General features: G+C 69.7%; 17 protein-coding genes. 11 read left to right on the top strand and 6 right to left on the bottom strand.

The genetic code is table 11. The features are described from left to right. The 7 genes from AB0J09_RS26130 to AB0J09_RS26100 form a co-directional block, all read left to right on the top strand. A partial coding sequence (locus tag AB0J09_RS26130; RefSeq protein WP_360696202.1) for a 3-hydroxyacyl-CoA dehydrogenase family protein occupies window positions 1-722 on the top strand: 722 nt, incomplete at its 5' end. Beyond that, window positions 719-1,009: an ATP/GTP-binding protein gene (locus tag AB0J09_RS26125; protein WP_360696200.1), complete on the top strand. Its 291-nt coding sequence runs from the start codon at window positions 719-721 to the stop codon at window positions 1,007-1,009. The genes AB0J09_RS26130 and AB0J09_RS26125, both read left to right, overlap by 4 nt. Before the next feature lie 12 nt (window positions 1,010-1,021). Further along, window positions 1,022-1,726, top strand: coding sequence for an alpha/beta fold hydrolase (locus AB0J09_RS26120; protein ID WP_360696197.1), 705 nt, complete (start codon window positions 1,022-1,024; stop codon window positions 1,724-1,726). A gap of 182 nt (window positions 1,727-1,908) precedes the next feature. After that, a complete protein-coding gene (locus AB0J09_RS26115; RefSeq protein ID WP_360696194.1) occupies window positions 1,909-5,181 on the top strand; it encodes a LamG-like jellyroll fold domain-containing protein in 3,273 nt (1,090 codons plus the stop codon). Between the two features lie 59 nt (window positions 5,182-5,240). Continuing rightward, the gene (locus AB0J09_RS26110) at window positions 5,241-11,543 is read left to right on the top strand and encodes an RHS repeat-associated core domain-containing protein (RefSeq protein WP_360696191.1); all 6,303 of its coding nucleotides are present in this window, start codon (window positions 5,241-5,243) and stop codon (window positions 11,541-11,543) included. Window positions 11,544-11,651: 108 nt separating this feature from the next. Beyond that, on the top strand, window positions 11,652-12,410 hold the full coding sequence (locus AB0J09_RS26105; protein ID WP_360696188.1) for an SDR family NAD(P)-dependent oxidoreductase: 759 nt from the start codon (window positions 11,652-11,654) through the stop codon (window positions 12,408-12,410). 248 nt (window positions 12,411-12,658) lie between these two features. Beyond that, window positions 12,659-13,444 carry an alpha/beta fold hydrolase gene (locus tag AB0J09_RS26100; RefSeq protein WP_360696185.1) on the top strand — a complete coding sequence of 262 codons (786 nt, stop codon included), beginning with the start codon at window positions 12,659-12,661 and terminating at the stop codon, window positions 13,442-13,444. 102 nt (window positions 13,445-13,546) lie between these two features. Here AB0J09_RS26100 and AB0J09_RS26095 read toward each other — a convergent pair whose 3' ends face one another. From AB0J09_RS26095 to mce, 3 genes are all read right to left on the bottom strand, one after another. Continuing rightward, complete coding sequence (locus AB0J09_RS26095; RefSeq protein ID WP_360696182.1) at window positions 13,547-14,686, bottom strand: AI-2E family transporter; 1,140 nt, start codon at window positions 14,684-14,686, stop codon at window positions 13,547-13,549. 145 nt (window positions 14,687-14,831) lie between these two features. After that, window positions 14,832-16,118: a DivIVA domain-containing protein gene (locus tag AB0J09_RS26090; RefSeq protein ID WP_360696179.1), complete on the bottom strand. Its 1,287-nt coding sequence runs from the start codon at window positions 16,116-16,118 to the stop codon at window positions 14,832-14,834. Window positions 16,119-16,311: 193 nt separating this feature from the next. Further along, a complete protein-coding gene (mce, locus tag AB0J09_RS26085; protein WP_360696176.1) occupies window positions 16,312-16,734 on the bottom strand; it encodes a methylmalonyl-CoA epimerase in 423 nt (140 codons plus the stop codon). Between the two features lie 84 nt (window positions 16,735-16,818). On the opposite strand from mce, the gene AB0J09_RS26080 reads away from it, so the two are divergent. Both AB0J09_RS26080 and AB0J09_RS26075 read left to right on the top strand, forming a co-directional pair. Then, window positions 16,819-18,006 carry an acetyl-CoA C-acetyltransferase gene (locus AB0J09_RS26080; RefSeq protein WP_360696173.1) on the top strand — a complete coding sequence of 396 codons (1,188 nt, stop codon included), beginning with the start codon at window positions 16,819-16,821 and terminating at the stop codon, window positions 18,004-18,006. Window positions 18,007-18,018: 12 nt separating this feature from the next. Next, window positions 18,019-18,543 (top strand): AAA family ATPase, encoded by a 525-nt coding sequence (locus AB0J09_RS26075; protein WP_360696170.1) that lies wholly within the window; start codon window positions 18,019-18,021, stop codon window positions 18,541-18,543. Between the two features lie 77 nt (window positions 18,544-18,620). Here the strand turns inward: AB0J09_RS26075 and AB0J09_RS26070 are convergent, their stop codons facing one another. The 3 genes from AB0J09_RS26070 to AB0J09_RS26060 form a co-directional block, all read right to left on the bottom strand. After that, entirely contained in the window at window positions 18,621-18,773 is a 153-nt protein-coding gene (locus tag AB0J09_RS26070) for a hypothetical protein (RefSeq protein WP_360696167.1), read from the bottom strand. 159 nt (window positions 18,774-18,932) lie between these two features. Continuing rightward, window positions 18,933-19,604, bottom strand: coding sequence for a DUF4230 domain-containing protein (locus AB0J09_RS26065; protein ID WP_360696165.1), 672 nt, complete (start codon window positions 19,602-19,604; stop codon window positions 18,933-18,935). 69 nt (window positions 19,605-19,673) lie between these two features. After that, window positions 19,674-21,041, bottom strand: coding sequence for a hypothetical protein (locus AB0J09_RS26060; protein ID WP_360696162.1), 1,368 nt, complete (start codon window positions 21,039-21,041; stop codon window positions 19,674-19,676). A gap of 229 nt (window positions 21,042-21,270) precedes the next feature. Here AB0J09_RS26060 and AB0J09_RS26055 point away from each other — a divergent pair, with 229 nt between their 5' ends. Both AB0J09_RS26055 and AB0J09_RS26050 read left to right on the top strand, forming a co-directional pair. Beyond that, the gene (locus tag AB0J09_RS26055; protein ID WP_360696159.1) at window positions 21,271-21,792 is read left to right on the top strand and encodes a MarR family transcriptional regulator; all 522 of its coding nucleotides are present in this window, start codon (window positions 21,271-21,273) and stop codon (window positions 21,790-21,792) included. A gap of 57 nt (window positions 21,793-21,849) precedes the next feature. Next, the coding region (locus tag AB0J09_RS26050; RefSeq protein WP_360696156.1) for a thioredoxin domain-containing protein at window positions 21,850-22,406 on the top strand (557 nt) is incomplete at its 3' end.

The following is a 22,406-nucleotide window of genomic DNA, read 5'->3' as shown; positions in this document are numbered from 1 at the left end:
CGCGCGACCGGCGGCACGCGCCCTCGCCGCTCCTGCGCGAGCTGGTCACCGCCGGGCTGCTGGGCCGCAAGACAGGCCGCGGCTTCTACGGCGACTCACCGCCCAAGGAGCCGGTGAAGTCCAGGCTCGGCACGTTCGAGGTCGTCGGGTCCGAAGGCGACGGGGCCGAGATCGGCTCCGAGGGCGACGGGCTCGTGGAGCGGCTGCGGGCGGCCGGGTTCAAGTCGTCCGGCGACCCCGACGTCGTGCTGCGCCTCGCCGACCGCCCCGTGATCGAGCACGCCGTACGCCTCCCCGACCCCGCCAGGATGGTCGGCGTGCACCTCGTCGGCGACCAGGTGGCCGAGCTCGTCTCGACGGCGCTCACGTCGGAGGACGCCGCGGCCGCCGCCAGGGACCTGGTGAAGATCGCCGGGCTGACGCCGGTGCCGTGCAAGGACAGGGCGGGGTTCGTGGTGGACGCCCTGCTCTTCCCCTACCTGAACGACGCCGTGCGGATGTACGACTCGGGATACGCCTCGATCGAGGACATCGACGCGGCCATGAGGCTGGGCTGCGGCTATCCAGCCGGACCCTTCGAAATGCTGGAGTCCTTCGGCCTGGCCAGGGTCAGAGACGGCCTGAGAGCCCTCTACGCCGAATACCGCGAGCCCGCCTTCGCGCCCGCGCCCCTGCTCGACCAGCTGGTCATCGCCGAAGTGAGCGAGTTCCCACGTCAATGAGCCCCCGCCGCGCCCGCCGTAGGGAGTCCTCCCGCCCCTTCGGCTTCCCCACCGGGCTGGACAAAGTGGAGGAATGGCCCGACGGCGAGTGGAAGGTACGTATGCTCACCGGCGCGTCCTCGACCAAGAACTACCGGTGTCCGGGCTGCGACCAGGAGATCCGCAGCGGCCAGCCGCACCTCGTGGCCTGGCCCAACTGGCCGGGAGGCGACGAAGAACGCCGCCACTGGCACCCGGCCTGCTGGCGTAAGAGACTCGACCGCGGCCCCGGCCGCACTCGCTACTGAAAGGCATCCATAGTGGAGATTCGCGCGGCGACCGTGCTCCCCGCCCGGCGCGAGCCGATCGAACTGCACACGGGCGACGGCCTGGCCCTGGTGGGCGAACTGGCCCTGCCACTCGACCGTCCTCCTGTGGCGACGCTGGTGACCCTGCACCCGCTGCCCACGCACGGCGGGTTCATGGACAGCCACGTCTACAAGAAGGCCGCCAACCGGCTGCCCGCCCTCGCCGACCTGGCCGTGCTGCGCTTCAACACCCGGGGCACCTCCTCCGAGCGCGGCACCTCGGAGGGCACGTTCGACGGGGGCGAGGGGGAGCGGTTCGACGTCGCTGCGGCGCTCGAGTACGCCGAATACCACGACCTGCCGCACGTGTGGGTGGTCGGCTGGTCGTTCGGCACCGAGCTGACGCTGAAGTGGGCACACGACCCGCTGGTGGAGGGTGCCATCCTGCTCTCGCCGCCGCTGCACAGGGCCACGGACGAGGACCTGGACGCCTGGACGAGGTTCGGACGGCCGCTGGTGGCGCTCGTGCCCGAGTTCGACGACTACCTCCGGCCCGACGAGGCCCGTGAGCGGTTCGCGCGGGTGCCGCAGGCCGAGGTCATCGGCGTGGACGGGGCCAAGCATCTGTGGGTGGGTGAGCCGTACGTCCGCATCGCCCTGAACGAGATCGTCAAGCGGGTCAACCCGGCCGCGTGGCCGCTGCCGACGGAGGTCTGAGGCGCTCTGGCGGAAATTTCCGGACTGTTCGCAACTCTGAAGGAAACTTTGAGCAGAATGAGCAAAACTCTAGACCTGCCGCTCGACCAGGGTGAAAATCCGATCGTCAACCGAAGATCGTGGAAACGCCGGGCGGGTGGTCCGTTCCGCGCGTAATCCCAGCTCACCTTGGGCGAGGACGTATGCGGGCATTGCGTGGGTTGGTTGCGGCGGCGTTAGCCTTCACGGTCATTGCGTTACCAGATCCGGCGCCCGCGGAGACACATACCGTCCAGCCGCCGACGGAGACGGACACCGCCCAGCCGTCTGAGGAGTCGGCTCTCACACTCGCCCGCACCGCAGGCAAGCCGGTCGAGGTCGAGTCGCTGCGCAACGAGACCCGCCAGGTCTGGGCCAAGCCCGACGGCACGTTCACCCTGGAGCAGTACGTCCGCCCGGTACGCGTGCGCAAGGCCGACGGCTGGGTGCCCGTGGACACCACGCTCCGCCTGCGCCCCGACGGCGCGGTCGAGCCGGTCGCCACGGCGGCCGGCATGACGTTCTCCGGCGGCGGCACCGCCCCGCTCGCCCGCCTGTCGCGCGGCGCCAAGACCCTGGAGCTCGGCTGGCAGGGCACCCTGCCCAAGCCCACCCTGAACGGCGACACCGCCACCTACCCCGAGGTCATGCCGGGTGTCGACCTCCAGGTCACCGCGGACGTGGATGGCTTCTCGCATCTCCTGGTGGTCAAGTCGCGGGAGGCGGCGGCGAACCTGACCGAGCTCGCCTACCCGCTCACCACCGCGGGCCTGTCGCTGAAGCCGGACGCGGCAGGCAACCTGGAGGCCCTCGACAACGGCGGCGGCACGATCTTCATCGCGCCCACGCCGAAGATGTGGGACTCGGAGGGGATCACGAGCCCGCAGGCGCTCAAGGAAGGCCGCTCTCCGGAGGCCAAGCAGGCCACGATGGGCGTGGAACTGGCGGGCAGGCAGCTCCGGCTGAAGCCGGACAGGAAGATGCTGGCGGATCCGAAGACCAAGTTCCCCGTCTACCTGGACCCGTACTTCTCGGCCTCGCGCGGCTCGTGGACGGCGGTCTGGAAAAACTGGCCCAACTCCAACTACCTCAACTCCAGCGACGTCGCCCGCGTCGGCCACATCAGCTCCACCCAGACGAACCGCTCGTTCTTCCAGATGGCCACCGGCTCCACCATCCACGGCAAGCAGATCATCAAGGCGACGCTGCGTACGTATGAGACGTGGTCGTACTCGTGCGACGCCCGCAAGGTGGAGGCCTGGGGGACCGGCGCGATCAGCAAGAGCACCACCTGGAACAACCCGCCGGCGAAGACCAGGTTGCTCTCCACGGTGAACGTGGCCAAGGGCTATGGCACGGGGTCCTGCGCGCCCGGCGGTGTGGAGTTCGACGTCACGTCGTGGGCCGCCGACGCCGCCGCCAAGAAATGGTCCACCATGACCATCGGGCTCTACGCCACCAGCGAGACCGACTACTGGGCCTGGAAGAAGTTCAAGAACAACCCGGTCGCCGTCATCGAGTACAACTCGATCCCGACCGACCCGGTGGCCGCGGACACGTGGTCGGACCCCGGCGGCGCCTGCGTAACCGGCGAGGGGCGGCCGGTCATCAGCACGGCCACGCCGAAGTTGTGGGCCAAGCTGAAGGACGCCGACAACTCGGTCAAGGGCCACTTCGAGTGGTACAACGCCGCCGGGACGAAGACCGGCGAGTACATCACCGGGACGGGCTCGTCCGGCTCCGCCTACTACGCGACGATTCCGACCAGCCTGTACGCCGACGGCGCGCTCATCCGCTGGCACGTACGCGCTGAGGACGGCAAGGCCACCAGCGCCTGGAGCCCCTGGTGCGAGGCCACCGTGGACGCCACGGCCCCCGGCAGGGAACCGGTCGTGACCTCGCCCGAGTACTCCGAGGACGCCTGGAGCGACGGTGTCGGCCTGGCAGGCACGTTCACCTTCGACCCCAACGGCGTCACCGACGTGGCCGCGTACCTCTACGGGCTCGACACCACGCCCAAGACGGAGGTCGCACCCGGCGCGGACGGCAAGGCCACGATCGCGCTCACGCCCAGCCATGACGGCCCCAACGTCCTGTCGGTCCGGAGCAAGGACCGCGCGGGCCAGCTCGGCCCGATCCGCACGTACGTCTTCAACGTCAACGGGGGCAAGGGCCCCAGCGGCCACTGGGCGCTGGACGAGGGCCAGGGCACCGCGGCCGCCGACGCCGCGAACGCCCACCCCGCGACCCTCTACGGGGCCACGTGGACGACCGGCAGGACCGGCATGGGGCTGCGCCTGGCCAACGCGTACGCGCAGACTTCCGGCCCCATAACCGACACCAGCCGCAACTTCACCGTCACCGCCTGGGCCCGCCTGGCGGGCAACGGCGCCACCGCCACCGTCGTCACCCAGGAAGGCGCGAGGACAGGCGGCTTCGCGCTCCAATACTCCAAGCCCGACGACCGCTGGGCGCTGACCCGTGCGGGCACGGACGCCGATGGCGCCACGACCGTCCGCGCCCTCTCCGCGGCCGCCCCGAGGCTCAACGAGTGGACCCACCTGGCCGGCGTCTACGACTCCGCGGCGGGCCGGCTCTCGCTCTACGTCAACGGCAAGCTGGAGTCCTCGGTCGCCTTCACCCAGCCGTGGAACGCCACCGGGCCGCTCACCATCGGCCGGGGCAAGGTCAACGGCGCCGCGGCGGAGTACTGGCCGGGCGATGTGGACGAGGTCCGGGTCTACGGCCGGGCGATGTTCGCCGACGAGGTCGCCGACCTGGTCAACAGCGCCGCCACGCTGGTCGGCCACTGGAAGCTGGACGAGGAGTCCGGCACGTCGGCCGCCGACTCCTCGGGCCGGGCCACGGCCGCGACGCTGGCCGGGGGCGCGTCGTGGACCGCCGGCTGGCTGGACGGCGCGCTCGCGCTCGACGGCGTCAACGGCTACGCCCAGACCACAGCCGCCCCCGTCAACACCAAGTCGAGCTTCACCGTCGCCGCCTGGACCCAGCTCGACTACGTGCCGACCGCCGACACCGCGGCCGTGGCACAGCCGGGCAGCAGGACAGCCGGGTTCCAGCTCGGCTTCGACAAGGAACAGGGGCGGTGGACCCTCGGCATGCGCGCCGCCGACACCGACACGGCCGCTCTCGTACGCACGCGCTCCGACGCCATCCCCAACGCGCTGGAGTGGACGCACATCGCCGGCGTCTACGACGCGCTGGCCGGCGAGCTGCGCATCTACGTCAACGGTCAGCTCTCCACCACCACCATCACCGACCACGTCAGCGCGTGGAACGCCACCGGCCCGCTGCAGCTGGGCCGGACCAAGACCGCGGGCGCCTTCACCGGCTACTGGCCAGGAACCGTGGACGACGTCCGGACCTATGACGGCGTACTGAGCGCCGAGCAGATCGCCCAACTAGCCGCCCAGTAATTCCCAGCACCTTCAGCCACCCAGTAAGTCCCGATCAGCACCCCGACTGGGAGAGGTTCATGGACCTGCCGAGTGAGTTAGACCTGCCCGAATCCCGCTGGAACCGAGCTCACCAACCCGACGAACCCGACAATCCCGACCCTTACTGGAACCGTTTCCTGGAACCCAAGCCCGAGTCGTCCTGGCCCCGCAGGCTCGCGGCAGTGGTCTCCATCGCCCTCGTCGTCCCCCTCACGTACGCCATGCCCGCCGAGGCCGCGCCCCGATCGGCGCCCTCGGTGCAGAACGAGAAGCCGGTCAAGGGCACGAGCGTCCCGGTCCTGCCCCCGCTGGCCGATCCCGTCGAGAAACAGGCGTGGAAGGCGCCACCAGGCGTCACCTGGCCCAAACCCCAGGCGGCGGAGCTGGGCGGCACCGGGGCGAGCACCCTGGCGGCGACCGGCTTCCCCGTGAAGCTGGCCCCGCAGACGGGCGCCGCCGCCAAGGCCGAGACTTCCGACCCCGTACACGTCGAGCTCCTCGACTCCAAGCTGCTCGGCCTCGCGATGCGCGTATCGCCCGGCCAGGGAGCGAGCCTCAAGGCCGCGTCCGGCAAGAAGACCCGCCTGCAGATCGACTACTCCGGCTTCCGCTACGCCTACGGCGGCGACTACGGCGCCCGGCTCCGTGTGGTCAAGCTGGAGGACTGCGCGCTGACCGCGACCGACGGCTGCGCCGCGCCCCAGCCGGTCAAGAGTGAGAACGACACTAAGGCGGGCACGCTGACCGCCGAGTTCGAGTCGGCCGGCCTGTACGCGGTCACGGCCGCCGCCTCAGGCCCGTCCGGTGACCACGCCGCCACCTCACTCGCGCCGTCGGCGAGCTGGAGCGTCGGAGCCCAGTCCGGTGACTTCAACTGGGACTACGACCTGCGCACTCCTCCCGCGCTGGGTGGCGACGAGCCGGAGTTGTCGATCGACTACTCCTCCCAGAGCGTGGACGGCCGCACCGCCTCCACCAACAACCAGCCGTCCTGGGTCGGTGAGGGCTTCGAGCTGAACCCCAGCGGCTACATCGAGCGCCGCTACAAGTCCTGCATGATCGACGGCAAGAAGACCGGCGACCTGTGCTGGGACGGGGAGAACGTCACCCTGTCGCTCGGCAACTCGGCCGTCGAGCTGGTGAAGGACGCCACGACCAAGCAGTGGCGGCCCAAGCGCGACGACGGCACCCGGATCGAGTACCTCACCGGGGCCACCAACGGCGACAACAACGGCGAGTACTGGCGCGTCACCGGCGCCGACGGCACCCAGTACACCTTCGGCCTGAACCGCCTGCCCGGCTGGGTCACCGGCAAGCCGGAGACGAAGTCGGTGCAGACGGTGCCGGTGTTCGGCAACAACAGCGGCGAGCCCTGCTACTCCAGCACCCCGGCCAACGCCTGGTGCCAGCAGGCCTACCGGTGGAACCTCGACTACGCGGTGGACACCCACGGCAACGCCACCACGTACTGGTACGCGCAGGAGAAGAACTACTACGGCCGCAACATGAAGCCCGAACTGGGCACCGTGTACGACCGCGCGGGCTATCTCACCCGCATCGACTACGGCTACCTGCAGAACGAGCTGTTCACCAAGGCTCCCGCCGCCCGCGTCGTCTTCGACGTGGCCGAGCGCTGCCTGCCCAGCGGCACCATCACCTGCGCCGCCGACCAGCTCAAGAAGGAGACCGCCAGCAGCTGGCCGGACGTCCCGTTCGACCAGATCTGTGACTCCGGCGTGACGTGCACCGACCGGCTGGCGCCGACGTTCTTCACGCGCAAGCGCCTGGCCAAGGTCACCACGCAGATCCTCAACACCGACCCGGCCAAGTGTGCGGGCGCGCAGTACTGCGCGGTCGACTCCTGGACGCTGACGCACCAGTTCCCCGCCTCGGGCGACGGCATGAGCCCGGCGCTGTGGCTGGCGTCGATCCAGCAGAGTGGTCACGTGGGCGGCACGATCACGCTGCCCAAGGTCACGTTCACCGGTGTCCAGCTCCCCAACCGGGTGGATGCCAACGAGGGCCGCGCCCCGCTGGTCAAGTGGCGCGTGCAGGCCGTGAACAACGAGTCCGGCGGCGAGCTGCGCGTCAACTACTCCGCGGCCGACTGCAAGCCCGGTGACGTTCCCGCCCCCGACAAGAACACCAGGCGCTGCTTCCCGCAGCGCTGGTCACCGCCGAACGAGGCCGAGGTCAACGACTGGTTCCACAAGTACGTGGTCACGCAGACGGTCGAGGTGGACCGCGTCGGCGGCGCCCCTAACGTCGTCACCGACTACGAGTACCTCGACGGAACCGCCTGGCGCTACGCCGAGAACGCCCTGGTCAAGCCCGAGCACCGCACGTGGTCCGACTTCCGGGGCTACGGCCGGGTCCGGGTGCGCCAGGGCGACGGCCAGGACACCAAGCGCACGCTGACGGAGTTCAGGTACTTCCGCGGCATGCATGGTGACAAGCAGGCCGACGGCTCCAAGCGCAGCGCGCAGGTCACGGACTCCGAGGGCGTCAAGCTCGATGACCTCGACCAGTTGGCGGGCTTCGAGCGCGAGGAGCTCCTCTACGACGGCGACGGCGGGGCCATCCTGACCGCCACGCTGGAGGAGCCCTGGTCGGTCAAGACCGCCGAGTCCACGGACGACGGCATCACCAAGGCCGCGTACGTGGTCGAGCCCAAGTCCATGGTCACCCGCACCGCGCTGGACGGAGGCAAGTGGCGGCGTACCGGCGAGGAGCGCGCGTACGACACCAAGGGCCTGCTCACCCAGGTGGAGGAGAAGGGCGACCTGGCCACGACCGACGACGACCAGTGCACCCGCTACACCTACGCCCGCAACGACACGAGCTGGATGCTCGACTACACGAGCCGGATCCAGAAGGTCGCCGCCGGCTGCGGCACCTCCGTGTCCACGCTGGCCGCCGGTGAGGTCATCTCCGACGAGAAGGTCCAGTACGACAACAAGGCGTACGGCCAGGCGCCGACCAAGGGCGACGTGACCACGGTCGAGCACACCGTCTCTGGGGACGGCGCGACGATCGTGGAGAGCACCCACACCTACGACGCCTACGGCCGCGAGACCAGCGAGACCGACGCGCTCGGCACCAAGTCCACCACCACCTACACCCCGACGGCGGGCGCGCCCCCGACCGAGATCAAGGAGACCAACCAGCTGGGCCACGTCGAGCGCACCCTGCTCGAACCGGCCTGGGGAGAGCCGTACGCCGAGGTCGACGCGAACAACCGCCGCATCGACATGGAGTACGACGCGCTCGGCCGCCTGGTCAAGGTCTGGCAGCCCGACCGCAGCAAGGCGGCCAATCAGTCGCCCAGCACCGAGTACGCCTACTCGATGCGCACCGACGGTCCCAGCTTCGTCACCACGAAGACGCTGAACGCGGACGGCACCTACAGCGCCAGCCACGAGCTGTACGACGGCCTGATGCGCAAGCGCCAGACGCAGGAGCCCGCGCCCCGCGACGAGCAGACGCAGGACCCGGCGCTGCGTGACGGGCGCACGATCACCGACACCATCTACAACTCGCTCGGCGAGGCGGCCAAGTCCAACACCGGCTACTTCGCCACCGGGACGCCCTCCACCGACCTGCTCGCCGTGGCCGACGCGGACGTGCCCAACCAGGTCGCGGTGACCTTCGACGGCACCGGAGACGTCAACGCCCAGATCCTCAAGTCGAAGGGACAGGAGAAGTACCGGGTCAGCACCACGCAGCAGGGCGACCGGATCCACGTGACGCCGCCGCCCGGAGGAACCGCCACGACCCGCATCGGCGACGCCGAGGACCGGCTCATCGAGCTGCGCCAGTACAAGGGCGCCACCCCGACGGGCGAGTACGAGTCCACCAAGTACGCCTACGACCAGGCCGGACGGCTGTCCACGGTGACCGACGCGGCGGGCAACGTGTGGCGCCACCACTACGACATGCGCGGCCGCGAGATCAAGATGGAGGACCCCGACAAGGGCGTCACCACGATGACGTACAACGACGCCGACGAGCTGGTCAGCACCACTGACTCGCGCGGCAAGACGTTGTACTACGTCTACGACATTCTGGGCCGCAAGAAGGAGCTGCGCGAGGGCTCCGAGACCGGTGCGCTGCTCGCCGAGTGGCAGTACGACGCGCTGGCCAAGGGCCACATGAACGCCAGCATCCGCTACGTGGGCGGGCAGGCGTACAAGGCGGAGATCAACGCCATCGACACCGACTACCGCACGCTGCGCGAGACCGTCACCATCCCCGAGCGGGAGGGCAAGCTGGCGGGCTCGTACCAGCTCAACACCCGCTACACGATCGACGACCAGGTCCAGTCCGTCAGCTTCCCGGCCGCGGGCGGCCTGGCGGACGAGCAGGTCGTCTACACCTACGACGAGCTCAGCCAGCCGACCAAGGTCAGCGGTTTGTCCACGTACGTGACCGCGACCCGCTACTCCAAGCTGGGCGAGACCCTGCAGACGGAGCTGAGCACCGGAGGGAAGAAGACCTGGCTCACCTACACCCATGACGAGGCCACCCGCAGGCTGTCCAGGATGCGGGTGGACAGGGAGGGCGCCACGGCGACCGACCTGGACCTCAACTACAGCTACGACGCGGTCGGCAACATCACCAAGATCGCCGACAAGGGCGCGAGCGGCCAGGACACGCAGTGCTTCAAGTACGACCACCTGCGCCGCATGACCTCGGCCTGGACGGCCACCGACGACTGCGCCGCCGGCACCCCGCAGTCGGACAAGATCGGCGGCGTGGCCCCCTACGCGGTCAGCTACGAGTACGACGCCACAGGCAACCGGACCAAGGAGATCAAGCACGCCTGGGGCGGCGCGGGTGAGACCACCCGTTCCTCCACCTACCCGGCGGCGGGCGGCAAGCAGCCGCACGCGCTGCAGACCGTCGGGTCAGACCTCTTCGAGTACGACGCCGCGGGCAACACCACCAGGCGCAAGGTCGGCACCTCCGACCAGAGCCTGGTCTGGGACGCCGAGGGCAACCTGGAGTCGGTGACGGAGGCGGGCAAGACGACGTCCTTCGTGTACAACGCGGAGGGCGACCGGCTGATCCGCAAGACGCCGACCGACGCCACGCTCTACATCGACGACATGGAGCTGCGCTTCGACTTCGCCAAGGACGTCGTCGAGCAGACCCGCTACTACACCATCGGCGGCGAGCCCATTGCGGTGCGCACGCCGGACAACCAGGTCTACTTCCTGGTCAACGACCACCAGGGCACCGCTCAGGCGGCGGTGAACGCCGGGACCGGTGAGCTGGCCGTACGGAGGACGACGCCGTTCGGCGAGAACCGGGGATCGCCACCGGCGTTCTGGCCGGGGCAGCGCGGATTCGTGGGAGGCACGCAGGATTCCACGACCGGGCTGGTCCACCTCGGGGCCCGCGAGTACGACCCCAAGAACGGGCGCTTCCTGTCGGTCGACCCCGTCATGGAGGAGCAGAACCCGCAGCAGCTCAACGCCTACGCCTACGCCAACAACAGCCCCGTCACCATGAGCGACCCCGACGGGCAGCTGTTCTGGTTCGTCGCCGCCATCGCGGTCAGGGTCGCGGCGCAGATCATCGCCAGGAGGCTGGCGATGGCCGCCGCCAGGCGGGCCGCCATCGCGGCGGCGCGTGCCGCGGCGAGGAGGGCCGCCCTCGCGGCGGCGCGGCGCCGGGCACTGGCGGAGGCCAGGAGAAGGGCCGCGGCCGAGGCCAAGAAGCGGGCCCTGGAAGCGGCGCGGAAGAAGGCCGCGGCCGCGGCCAGGAAGAAGCTCCAGGAACAGGCCAAGAAGAGGGCAGCCGAGAGGGCCAGGAAGGCGGCGACGGCACGGGCACAGCGGCGGGCCGCGGCCGCGGCGAGAAGAGAGGCGAGGAGAAAGGCCGCTGAGGCGGCGGCGAAGCGCCGGGCCGCAGCGGCGGCCAGGACGCGCAACAGGCGGGCCGGCCGGCTCCCCAGCGGGATCCAGCGGGCACGGCAGCGTCCGGCGCAGCGGCCGACCAGCCACAGGGCGCAGCAGCGGCAGGCGCCCCCCAGGGACAGCCGGCAGCCGATGCAGCCACGGCCGAGCCAGATCTACCGCAACGACGGCTCGACCCAGCCAACCCAGTCCTACACCGTCTACCGCGATGGCCGGATGTATCCGGACGGACCGCCGCCTGCGGCCAGGCCCGGTGGCTCCGGCCAGGGTGAGCGGCAGATCTTCCGGCCGGAGAAGATCGAACCCGAGAACACGAGGACGGGCACGATCGCCGAAACCGCCTTCAAGGTCAACAATTACCTGGACAAGAGCGGACTGGCGGACGCACTCGACATCATCATCTGGGGCTTGGGAGGTTAGCCCCTACTGACCGGACACCGGCGCGGGACCCTCACGGGTTCCGCGCCGGTGGCGTTTTCGGGTGCCATGTCCCTAGAATCTTGTTCGGTAATGATTTGAGGAGGCAGTGTGGGCGCGTTCGATCTCAGTGGGAAGCAGGCTCTGGTCACCGGGGCGTCGAAGGGGATCGGGCGGGCCATCGCGCTCGCGTACGCCGAGGCGGGGGCCGACGTGGCGCTCGTGTCCCGGTCAGCCGAGACCCTGGCCGAAGTGGGCAAGGAAGTCGAGGCGCTGGGCAGGCGCGCGGTCGTCATCCCCGCCGACCTCACCGACCGCGACGCCGCGGCCGGGGCCGTGACGGCGGCGATCGACGGGCTCGGGCACCTCGACATCGTCGTCAACAACGCGGGCGGCTCGAACTTCCTGGTCGAGTTCAAGGACCTGCGGCTGTCGGGGTGGGACAAGCTGATGCGGCTCAACCTCGACTCGGCCATGACCGTCTGCCACACGGTCGCCCCCCACCTGCTGGAGCGGGGCGAGGGCACGGTCATCAACGTGGCCTCCGTGGCGGCGCTCGGCGCGCCCTTCCTGGCGCCCTACGCCGCCGCCAAGGCGGGGCTGGTGGCGTTGACGAAGACGCTGGCCGTGGAGTGGGCCCAGTCCGGGGTACGGGTCAACGCCCTGTGCCCTGGATGGACGGCCACAGACCTCAACCGCAACCTCTGGGAGGACGAGACCTCCGGGGCCGCAACGGTCGCCAGTGTGCCCATGCGGCGCTGGGGGACGGTGGAGGAGATGGCTCAGCCGGCCGTGTTCCTGGCCAGCTCGGCTTCGGCGTACATGACGGGTCAGGTGCTGTTCGTGGACGGCGGCGCCACGGCCATCTGAGCCGCCGCACCACGAAGTGACCGCGTGCGTCGGGGACGGGTTCCCGCCGTCGCTGTCACCGCGGGGTGCACCAGCCCATTGCCTGGATTGTGCGCAGGAATTATTCACCAGGCAATGTCAGGATTATGGCGGACATTGGCGGAGTGCCGCCTTTATGGCTGCTTTTTACGGAAGCGGTCGGCGTTATCGGTGATATCGGCATACGACATTGAGTGCTTGCCGCCGTGAACCGGGTTACCGTGTGGTCCGTGCAGCTCTACACGAGATCGTCCGGGACCGGGCTCCCGGTTGTGCTGCTTCACGCGTTCCCGCTGTCGTCGGCCATGTGGCTGGCCCAGCGGGAGGGGCTGGCCAAGGCCTGCCGGGTCATCACGCCCGACCTGCGCGGCTTCGGCGGTTCGCGGCTGGGCGACGACGACCCGTCCATCGACCTGATGGCCGACGACGTCGCCGGGCTGCTCGACGATGAGGGCATCGACAGGGCGGTGGTCGGCGGGCTGTCCATGGGCGGCTACGTGACCATGGCGTTCTGCCGGCGGCACCCCGACCGAGTGCTCGGCGTGATCCTGGCCGACACGAAGGCCGGCGCGGACCCGCCCGCGGCGAGGGACAACAGGGAACGCATCGCCCAGGCCGCGCTGTCCGACGGAAGCGGGGTGCTGGTCGACGAGGTGCTTCCCGGGCTCATCGGGCCGACGACCAAGGAGCGGCGGGCCATGGTGTTCGGGCGGGTCAAGGGGCTGGTGCAGTCCGCGCCGCCGGGCGCCGTCGCCTGGGCGCAACGCGCCATGGCCGCCCGGACCGACTCGTTCGACACGCTGAGCGCGCTGAAAGTGCCGCTGCTTGTCGTGGTGGGGGAGGAGGACGAGCTGTCGCCGCCTCCCGACGCCGAGGCGATGGCGCGGGCCGTACCCGATGGGCGACTTGAGATCATCCCTAAGGCGGGCCATCTGAGCGCGGTCGAGCAGCCCGAGGCGTTCAACGCGGCGGTGGCGGAGTTCCTCAGGACCGAGCTCGGCGGCTCCCAGCGCTGACGTCTTCTGGCGCGCGCCGTCGCCTTGTCGAGTGGCCTCAGTCGAAGCGTGCCGGGTTGCGGGGCACGGTCGGGGCAAGACGCCCCCTCGCTCCAACGGGCCTCAGACGCCGTCTTGGCGCGGCACCACGACCTCGCGGATGATCAGCGCGATCGCCGCGGCCACCGGGATGGCCAGCAGGGCGCCGACGATGCCCAGCAGCGCGCCGCCGAACAGCGCGGCGATCACCGTCACGGCCGGCGCCACGTCCACCGAGCGCTTCATCACCCTCGGGTAGATGAAGTAGTTCTCGACCTGCTGGTAGACGATGAAGAAGATCGCGCAGGCGATCCCGGCGGGCACCGACTGCAGGAACGCGACGCCGGTCACGAGCACCGCGCCGATCGTGGCGCCCACCAGCGGGATCAGGTCCGTCAGCGCAACGACCAGGGCGAGCGCGAGTGCGTACTGGACGCCTGCGACGGACAGGAAGATCCAGGACAGGACGCCCGCGATGATCGAGATCAGCACGTTGCCCGCGACGTACCCGCCGATGCCGGTGAGGATCTCCTCGCTGATCGCCCGCGTCCGCGCCCTCCGGGAGGACGGCACGAGCTTGAGCAGGTACTCCTTGATCGTGTGCAGCGAGCCGAGGAAGTAGAGCATGAGCACCAGCAGCGTCACCGTGGTGTACACGCCGTTCAGCACCACAAGCCCCGCGCCCATGATCCCGCTGGCCAGCGACGGCCCCAGCGTGGTCGTCACGAACGTCTTGAGCTGCGCCAATATCTGGTAGTCGGCGTCGAGCTGGTGCAGCGTGGGGTTCTTGCCGAGCTCCGTGACGTAGTCGGGCACCGCCGCGACGAACTCCGTCAGCTGCTGGCTCACCGGCGGCACCACGGCCAGGCCGAACAGCGCGAACGCCACGATGACCCCGGCGAACACGATCGAGATCGCGCCCCGCCGGGCCAGGCCGCGCCGCTGGAGAGCCTCGACGGCCGGGTTCAGGCCGACGGCCAGGAACATCGCCACCACGATCAGGATGATCGTACTCAGTGACTGGACGACCATCTGGGCGATCGCGATCGCCGTGAGCACCCCGAGCCCGCCGACCAGCCCGAACAGGAAGGGGCCCCGGGCAAGCGGCTTTCCGGGCAGCCCGTACGGCTGCGCGGCGTCGTCGCTCTCCTGAGCCCGTGCTGCTTCCTTCTCCGCGGTCTTCGGTGGCTCTGCGGTGGTTGTGGGCTCGGTATCCGCGGACAAGGTGACTCCCAGGGAAGGTCGGCGGCAAACCCGTACAACTTATACAAGCTGATGGCAAAGAGAGAGCCTAGCGACCATCGGATCGCCAGGCTCTCTCCAACCTGCTATTCAGCCCCCGTGTGCAGCCCCATAGGCGGCCCGGCGGCTACTCCTGCCACCATTCGGCGTCGTCCTCGGCCTTGGTCTCGACCTTGGGAGCGGGCGCCGGGGCCGGGGCCTCGACGACGGCGGGCGCGGCGAGCGCGGGCTTCGGCGGGGCGGCCGTGACCGCGGGCTCCGGCTCCATGCCCGGCAGAGCGGCGCCACCGAGCAGCTGGCGCAGCTGGGCCAGGTGGCTGGTGATGCTGTCGCGCTGGCGGGTGAGCTCGTCGACCTGGCGCTGCATCGCCGTGCGGGTGCGCTCGGCCTCGTTCTTGGCCTCGGTGACGATCGTCTCGGCGCTCGACTTGGCGTCGGCCGCTACCGTCTCCGCGCTCTTGCGGGCGTTCGCGACGAGCTGCTTGGCGTGCAGGTCGGCCTCGCGGCGGGTCTGCTCGGCCTGCTGGGTGGCCTTCGTGGCCCGCGACTCGGCGGTGGCGGCCCGCTGCTCGGCCTCGGCGACCAGCTTCTGCGTGGCGGCCTGCGCCGTGGCGTGGCGCTCGGCCTCCTGGCGCTCGGCCTCCTCCCGGCGGGAAGCGAGCTGGATCTCGAACTCGGCCTCGTCCTGCGCCCGCTTGGCCTCGGACTCCTCCAGCACCCGCTGGGCCTGCGCGCGCATCTCGTCGGCCTGGCGCTTGGCGGTGGTGAGCACCTCGTCGCGCTCGCGCTTGGTCGAGGCCCGTAGCTGGGCGACCTCACGCTCGGTGGTGGTGCGCAGCTTGGCGATCTCGCGCTCGGCGTCGGCCCGCTTCTCCGCCACCTCGTGGTCGGCCGTGGCCCGCAGCTTGGCGACCTCACGCTCGGTGGTGTTGGTCAGCTCATCGGCCTCCCGGCGGGCCGTGGAGCGGATCTCTTCGGCGTCCCGCTCGGCGGCGGTCCGCATCTCGTCGCTCTCGCGCGTGGCCTGGGCGCGCTTCTCGGCGGCCTCGGCCTCGGCGGCGGCACGCATGTCGGCGGCCTCGACCTTGGCGGCGGCCTTGATCTCGTTGGCCTCGGACCTGGCGGCCTGCACGAGCTCGGTGGCCTGCTCCTCGGCCAGGCGGAGCAGCTGCTCGATGCGGGCGCCGAGGCCGGAGTAGGTCGGCCGCTCCTGCTCCTGCAGCTGGCGCTGGGAGTCGGACAGATCGCGCTGCAGGCCCGTGACCTGCTCGCGGGCCTGACGTAGCTCCCCGTCGAGCTGCTTCAGGTGATCGTGGACCTGATGCCGGTCATAACCACGAAGCACCACGTCGAACTCGCGTGCTGGGGCGTCTTCGAAGAAGTTGTTGAGCTGGGCGTCGATGTCGGACTGCATGGAGGCTCGATCCTGGGTTGTCGAGACGGCTACACGGGCCGGACGGGGGGTTCGGGGCATCCGATCCAGGAGCCTGTGCCTCGCGGCAGGCTCCATGTCCGGTGGAAGGTCAAGCGTACTCCGCTGGTGCCACCGGCGAAGCCCCGTCCAACTTTCTGCGTGACTAGTTACATTTGCGCGATTTGTGCCTTTTCTAGCGCTTGGCCGCCTGGACCAACTCCGTCAGCATCCCGCCCACGTCCTTGGGGTGCAGGAACGCGATCTGCGAGTCCATCGACCCGTGTCTTGGACGCTCGTCCAGCAGCCTCACACCCTTCTCGCTGATCTTAGCCATCGCGTCGGTGATGTCGGGCACGCCGAATGCCACGTGGTGGACGCCCTCGCCCCGCTTCGCGAGGAATTTTCCCACAGGGGAGTCGTCGGAGAGAGGCTCTAGGAGCTGAATGTAGGAGCCCCCACCTTCGCCGTCGGCAATGTGCAGCATGGCTTCTTTCACGCCTTGCTCCTCGTTCACCTCCCGTGCCACGACGGTCAGCTTGAACGTCTCCGAGAAGAACGCGATCTTCTCTTCGAGGTCCCTGCACGCGATCCCGATGTGGTCGATCCGCATGAACATGTGTGGTCCGCCTCCATAGCGAGCGTGCGACTACTCGTGGGTATGGTGTCAAAGAACCCGACGCGAGCGTAGGAGGCCGTTGTCATGTCCAGTTCCGTCATCGTGGCCGGAGCTCGTACTCCCATCGGCAAACTCCTGGGATCCCTGTCCGGGCTGCCGGCCGTGGAGCTCGGAGGCATCGCCATCAAGGCGGCCCTGGAGCGCGCCGGCGTGGCGCCGGAAGCCGTCGAGTACGTCATCATGGGCCAGGTGCTCCAGGCGGGCGCGGGCCAGATCCCCTCCCGCCAGGCCGCCGTCAAGGCGGGCATCCCGATGACCGTCCCCTCCATCACCATCAACAAGGTGTGCCTGTCGGGCCTCGACGCCATCGCGCTGGCAGACCAGCTCATCCGCGCGGGCGAGTTCGACATCGTGGTGGCCGGCGGCATGGAGTCCATGACCAACGCCCCCCACCTCCTGCCTGGCCTCCGCAAGGGCGTCAAGTACGGCGGCTCGGAAGTCGTGGACTCGATGGCCCACGACGGTCTGTTCTGCGCGTTCGACCAGTGCGCGATGGGCGAGTCGACGGAGCGCTACAACGCTCGCCTCGGCATCGGCCGCGAGGAGCAGGACGCCCTGTCGGCCCGCTCCCACCAGCTGGCCGCGGCCGCCATCAAGAACGGCGTCTTCGAGGACGAGATCGTCCCTGTGGAGATCCCGCAGCGCCGCGGCGAGCCACTGATCGTCCGCGAGGACGAGGGCGTACGCGGTGACACCACCCCGGAGACCCTCGCCAGGCTCCGTCCCGCCTTCGCGGCGGACGGGACCATCACGGCGGGCTCGGCCTCGCAGATCTCCGACGGGGCGTGCGCCGTCGTGGTCATGTCGAAGTCCAAGGCGGAAGAGCTGGGCCTGGAGTGGCTGGCCGAGATCGGCAGGCACGGCAACGTGGCGGGCCCCGACGCGTCCCTGCAGTCCCAGCCGGCGAACGCCATCAAGCAGGCGATGGCCAAGCAGGGCGTGACGGCCGGCGACCTGGACCTGGTGGAGATCAACGAGGCCTTCGCCAGCGTGGTCCTGCAGTCCGTCAAGGAGCTGGACGTCCCCCTGGACAAGGTGAACGTCAACGGGGGCGGCATAGCCCTGGGCCACCCGATCGGGGCGTCCGGCGCGAGGATCGTGCTGACGCTGGCGTACGAGCTGAAGCGGAGGGGTGGCGGCCTGGGCGCCGCGGGCCTGTGCGGCGGCGGCGGCCAGGGCGACGCCCTGCTCATCACCGTCCCCAAGCCGTAGGGGTCTCGCCGTATGGCGAAGGTCTTGGTCACCGGGATGTCGGGCACGGGCAAGTCGACCGCGCTCGAGGTCCTGGCCGCGCGCGGGCACAGGACCGTCGACACCGACACCGACGAATGGAGCCACTGGGTGACGGCGCCTGACGGGTCGCCGGACTGGGTGTGGCGTGAGGACGCGATGGCGGCGCTGCTCGACGGGCACCGCGAGGGCAGCCTGTTCGTGGCGGGCTGCAAGTCGAACCAGGGCCGGTTCTACGCGCGGTTCGATCACGTCGTGCTGCTGAGCGCGCCCGCCGGCGTGATGCTGGCCAGGATCGCCGCACGGACCAACAACCCCTTCGGCAAGCGCCCCGAGGAGCGAGAGGCCATCCTGAGCGACCTGGCCCTCGTGGAGCCGCTGTTGCGGGCCACGGCGACACATGAAATCGACGCCTCCGCGCCACTCGACAGGGTCGTACGGCAACTGGAGGCCCTTACACAGCGCGTTGCCCCGGTCCGACCAGGAATGGACCGGGGCAACGCGACGAAGGCGTCATGAACCCGTGACGCCGCCCCCCTACGGGGGCTGTTCAACCCGGCCGCGAGGGAGGTTGCGGCCGGGCTGCTTGTGGGCGGTCATGAGGACAGGAACTTGGCGAGGACCGAGCGGTGGCGCCGCTCCGACCGCAGGCTCTTCCGGGCCTCACGTACGCGCCGCTCCTCGGCGGCCGCCCGCCGGAGTTCGGAGGCTTGGTACTGCATCACGGTGTATTCGAGTTCGGCGTTCATGGGCGTGCCCCTTGTGTTCGTGCTCCTTGTTCCCTGCACTCTTAAGACTCCTCCTAAGGCCCTCCCGGACACATCGGACGGATGCCTTATCTCCGGACGTATAGGGAGTAGGAAGATACTTAGGAGGGTGCACAGGGTGACTAAGGCGCCCGTGAGGTGCTAGGGCTCGTCCGTGAACTTCACCGTGACCTTGGTGAAGCCGAGCGACTTCAGCAGGCCCGACACCATCGCCTTGGTGTTGGCGTCCGCCCTGGCGCGCAGGTCGCTCGCGACCGCCGCCTCCGAGATCTTCTTCTCCGCCAGCAGGTACAGCTCCCGCTGATCGCCCGGCGACCCGGACAGGAAGTCCTGGACCCGGTCGAACAGGCCACGCTGCTGCGCGAACACGTAGGACCGGCTGTTGTCCAGGTTCGGCTTCTCCAGCTGTGCCCGGGGCAGGCGCACGGTCGCCTGGGTGCGGTCCTCCGAGACCGTCACCGCGTTCGTGGCCAGGCCGGAGAAGTCGACGTACGCGTCCACCCCGCCCGCCCCGACGAACAGCGTACGGGTGCCCTTGATCGCGTCGGGCAGGAAGTTGGCGTCCTTCTCCAGGTCGACGACCACCTGGAAGTTCCCCGTCGCGGCCTCGAAACGGCTCAGGTCCTTGATGGACTGCAGCAGCACCGGCTGGCTGCGGTCGATGGTCCGCTCACCGAGCGGGTTGAGCCAGGTCCAGGCCAGGCGGCCGCCCACGACGAGGAGGACCGCCAGGACGAGGAGCCCCGCCACATATCGCCACCTGCGACGCCGCTCGGGGGTCACCTCGGGCGGCGTCGTACGGGAAGTCGTCATGCGAGCATGACTACCCGCCCGGAGATCATCAGTCCCAGCCGTTTGGTGACATCTTCCGATCCCCGTCGTTCACTCCGTCACGGATCCCAGACCGGCCATGGACGTGCTGGGGGCGGAGTTGGGCGTGTCTTCGGTCTCCGGGTACACCGGGTAAACGTGGCTCGACTCGGGCGTCGGGCGGGCTGACGGCGCCTTCTGCGCCCGCGCCGGGCCCCCGCCGAAGTACGTGCTCGACAGCCCGCAGTTCTGGAAGTCGCTGTAGAACATCCGCAGCCACTCCCTCCGCTGGTGCTCGCTCAACCACGAGAACCACGACGCCGCGTACTGGTGCTCGGGCAGCGGGCCCCCGGGCAGCGGCTCCCCGCGCAGCCACGCCATCACGATCTCCCGGTAACCGGCCGCCACCGTGCCGGGGCAGGGGGCGGCCAGGGACTCGATGTACTCGTACGCGGCCTCCTCGGCGAACCCCGCCGAGAGGTCTGGCACGTGGATGGGCGCCAGCCCGTTCGACGGCTTCAGCTCCTCCTCCAGCGGCCGCTGCTCCACCCGCGTGAACGCCGCGGGCGTGCCCGCCAGCCTGGAGGCGATCTGCGTGAACGTCGCCCCCAGCTCGGTCAGCCCCGCCCGCATCCCCGGATGAACACACACCGTGATCGGCCAATCCTGGCAGCTGTACGCGATGTCAACGGCCGCGGCCGGCTTCGGCTGGGCCAGCACCCGCGACACTCCCATCCCGGCCGCCAGCACGGACAGCAGCGCGCACGCCAGCACCAGAGCCTGCCTGGTCACCAGCGCCGCCCAGCCGAGCAGCAGCGCCGCCGTGAGGCCGAGCAGCCAGATCGTCTGGTCGAAGAACGGCGCCCCGCTCAACCCCTGGAACAGGTCGTACGGCTCCCCGGTGCCGGGCGCCAGCTTGTCGGCCCAGCCGCGGTCGTCGGCCAGCCACGAGAACAATCCGTAACAGGCGAGCCCGGCCAGCGGCGGCGTGAACGCCTTGGGCAGCAACCACCCGGCCACCCATCCGATCACCGAATAGAGGGCCAGCCCCGCCATGCCCATGCCTAGACCGGACAGGCTCAGCCGCCCCGCCTGGTCGGTGAGCACCGTCTTGACCGCCAGGATCAGCACCGTCGCCCCAAACGAACCGACGACCACCACCACGATCGCCAGCGGCGCCTTCAGCGCCCGCCACGTCGTGAGCGACCGCCCGCGCAACGCCCTGCGCTTGCGCAGCGCCACCCAGGCCGCGAAGGCCGCGGCCACGGGCCCGGTCAACCGCAGCGAGCCGATGACGGCGGCCACGATGTTCTCCCACGCGTCCACACCGGGTATCAGGACGTTCCACGCCGCGACCAGGCCGAGAGCCATGAGCACGGCAACCGTGACGGCCGCGCTGTGCTTCAGCTCTTCTCGTGAAACGCCCGCGTGCTCACGCACGCTTTTCCCTGTTGACGTTCATCAAGCACCCCCCGTGCCCCTCGGCAAGACGAAAACGATCAGTCCGGCCCGTCCCCACAGGCCGATGGACTTGGCTTTCGCGTCACCATGTGTACCAGAACCATAACTGAGCGTGATGATTGACGTCCGGATTCTTGGTCAAGCGGGGATGCCTGTCGCTCCAGGTCACCGGACGAACCGGGATGACCGGCGCGCTAGCGTATGCGCTGTGTCACAGCCCAAGCCGCTCAACCTGCCGTTCGACCCCATCGACCGCGCCGCGGAGAGCTGGCGTGCCCACTTCGGGCCCTCCGCCGCCATGGCCGCGGTGACCTCGATCATGAGAGCGCACCAGATCCTGCTGTCGCAGCTCGACGCGCTCCTGAAGCCGTATGACCTGACCTTCGCCCGATACGAGGCCCTGGTCCTGCTGACCTTCAGCAAGACAGGAGCGCTCCCGCTGTCGAAGATCGGGGAACGGCTCATGGTCCACCCCACAAGCGTGACGAACACGGTGGACAGGCTGGAGAAGTCCGGGTTCGTCACCCGGCTGCCCAACCCGCGCGACGGGCGCGGCGTGCTCGCCGAAATAACCAAGGCCGGCAGGGACGTCGTGGAGCGGGCCACCCGTGACCTGATGGACGCCGAGTTCGGCCTGACGATGTACGCCGAGGACGAACTCCACCGGATGTTCACCCAGCTGCGCACCCTCAGGGTGGCGGCGGGAGACTTCCAGGAGGGCGGCGGGTGACTTTCAACGGGGCGGCGGGTGACTTCGTCACCTCGACGATGCGGCAAGATGAAGAGCATGGCGGACTTCTCTAAGCCCGGGTCGCTCTACGGAGCGATTGACCTGGGCGCGCGCAAGCAGGCCCTTGAGGCGCAGGCCCGGCGGGAGGCGGCGGGTCCCCAGGCGGCCTCGTCGGCCTCGGTCGTCGACGTGACCGAGGAGACGTTCACGACCGAGGTCATCGACCGATCGATGACCGTGCCGGTCATTCTCGACCTGTGGTCACCCAGAGCGCCGGGCAGCGCCCAGCTCAGCCCGGTGCTGGAGAAAGTGGCCGGCGACCTCGGCGGCAGGGTTGTGCTGGCCAAGGTCAACGTCGACACCAGCCCGCAGATCGCCCAGGCGCTGCGCGTACAGGCCGTGCCGACCGTGCTGGCGATCTTCCAGGGGCAGGCCGTCACCGGCTTCCAGCAGGTGCTGCCCGAGCAGGAGGTGCGCCGCTGGCTCGACGAGCTGATGGGCGCGGTCGAGCAGTTCTACCAGGCCAACCCCGACGCCCGGCCCGAGACGGCACCCGAAGGGGAGGAGGGGCCCGCGGAGCCGCCCGCCGACCCCGACATCGTGGCCGCCGAGCA

Source organism: Nonomuraea sp. NPDC049784, from assembly GCF_040659615.1.
Taxonomy (GTDB): domain Bacteria; phylum Actinomycetota; class Actinomycetes; order Streptosporangiales; family Streptosporangiaceae; genus Nonomuraea.
The sequence above is the reverse complement of the archived record's forward strand: the minus strand, read 5'-3'. Positions and strand labels throughout refer to the sequence as shown.

Excerpts from the sequence above, each read along its gene's own strand:
- AB0J09_RS26070 (WP_360696167.1), bottom strand. The coding sequence starts at position 18,773 with ATGAACGCCGAACTCGAATACACCGTGATGCAGTACCAAGCCTCCGAA.
- mce (WP_360696176.1), bottom strand. The coding sequence starts at position 16,734 with ATGTTCATGCGGATCGACCACATCGGGATCGCGTGCAGGGACCTCGAA.
- AB0J09_RS26080 (WP_360696173.1), top strand. The coding sequence starts at position 16,819 with ATGTCCAGTTCCGTCATCGTGGCCGGAGCTCGTACTCCCATCGGCAAA.
- AB0J09_RS26125 (WP_360696200.1), top strand. The coding sequence starts at position 719 with ATGAGCCCCCGCCGCGCCCGCCGTAGGGAGTCCTCCCGCCCCTTCGGC.
- AB0J09_RS26065 (WP_360696165.1), bottom strand. The coding sequence starts at position 19,604 with ATGACGACTTCCCGTACGACGCCGCCCGAGGTGACCCCCGAGCGGCGT.
- AB0J09_RS26075 (WP_360696170.1), top strand. The coding sequence starts at position 18,019 with ATGGCGAAGGTCTTGGTCACCGGGATGTCGGGCACGGGCAAGTCGACC.
- AB0J09_RS26115 (WP_360696194.1), top strand. The coding sequence starts at position 1,909 with ATGCGGGCATTGCGTGGGTTGGTTGCGGCGGCGTTAGCCTTCACGGTC.
- AB0J09_RS26090 (WP_360696179.1), bottom strand. The coding sequence starts at position 16,118 with ATGCAGTCCGACATCGACGCCCAGCTCAACAACTTCTTCGAAGACGCC.
- AB0J09_RS26110 (WP_360696191.1), top strand. The coding sequence starts at position 5,241 with ATGGACCTGCCGAGTGAGTTAGACCTGCCCGAATCCCGCTGGAACCGA.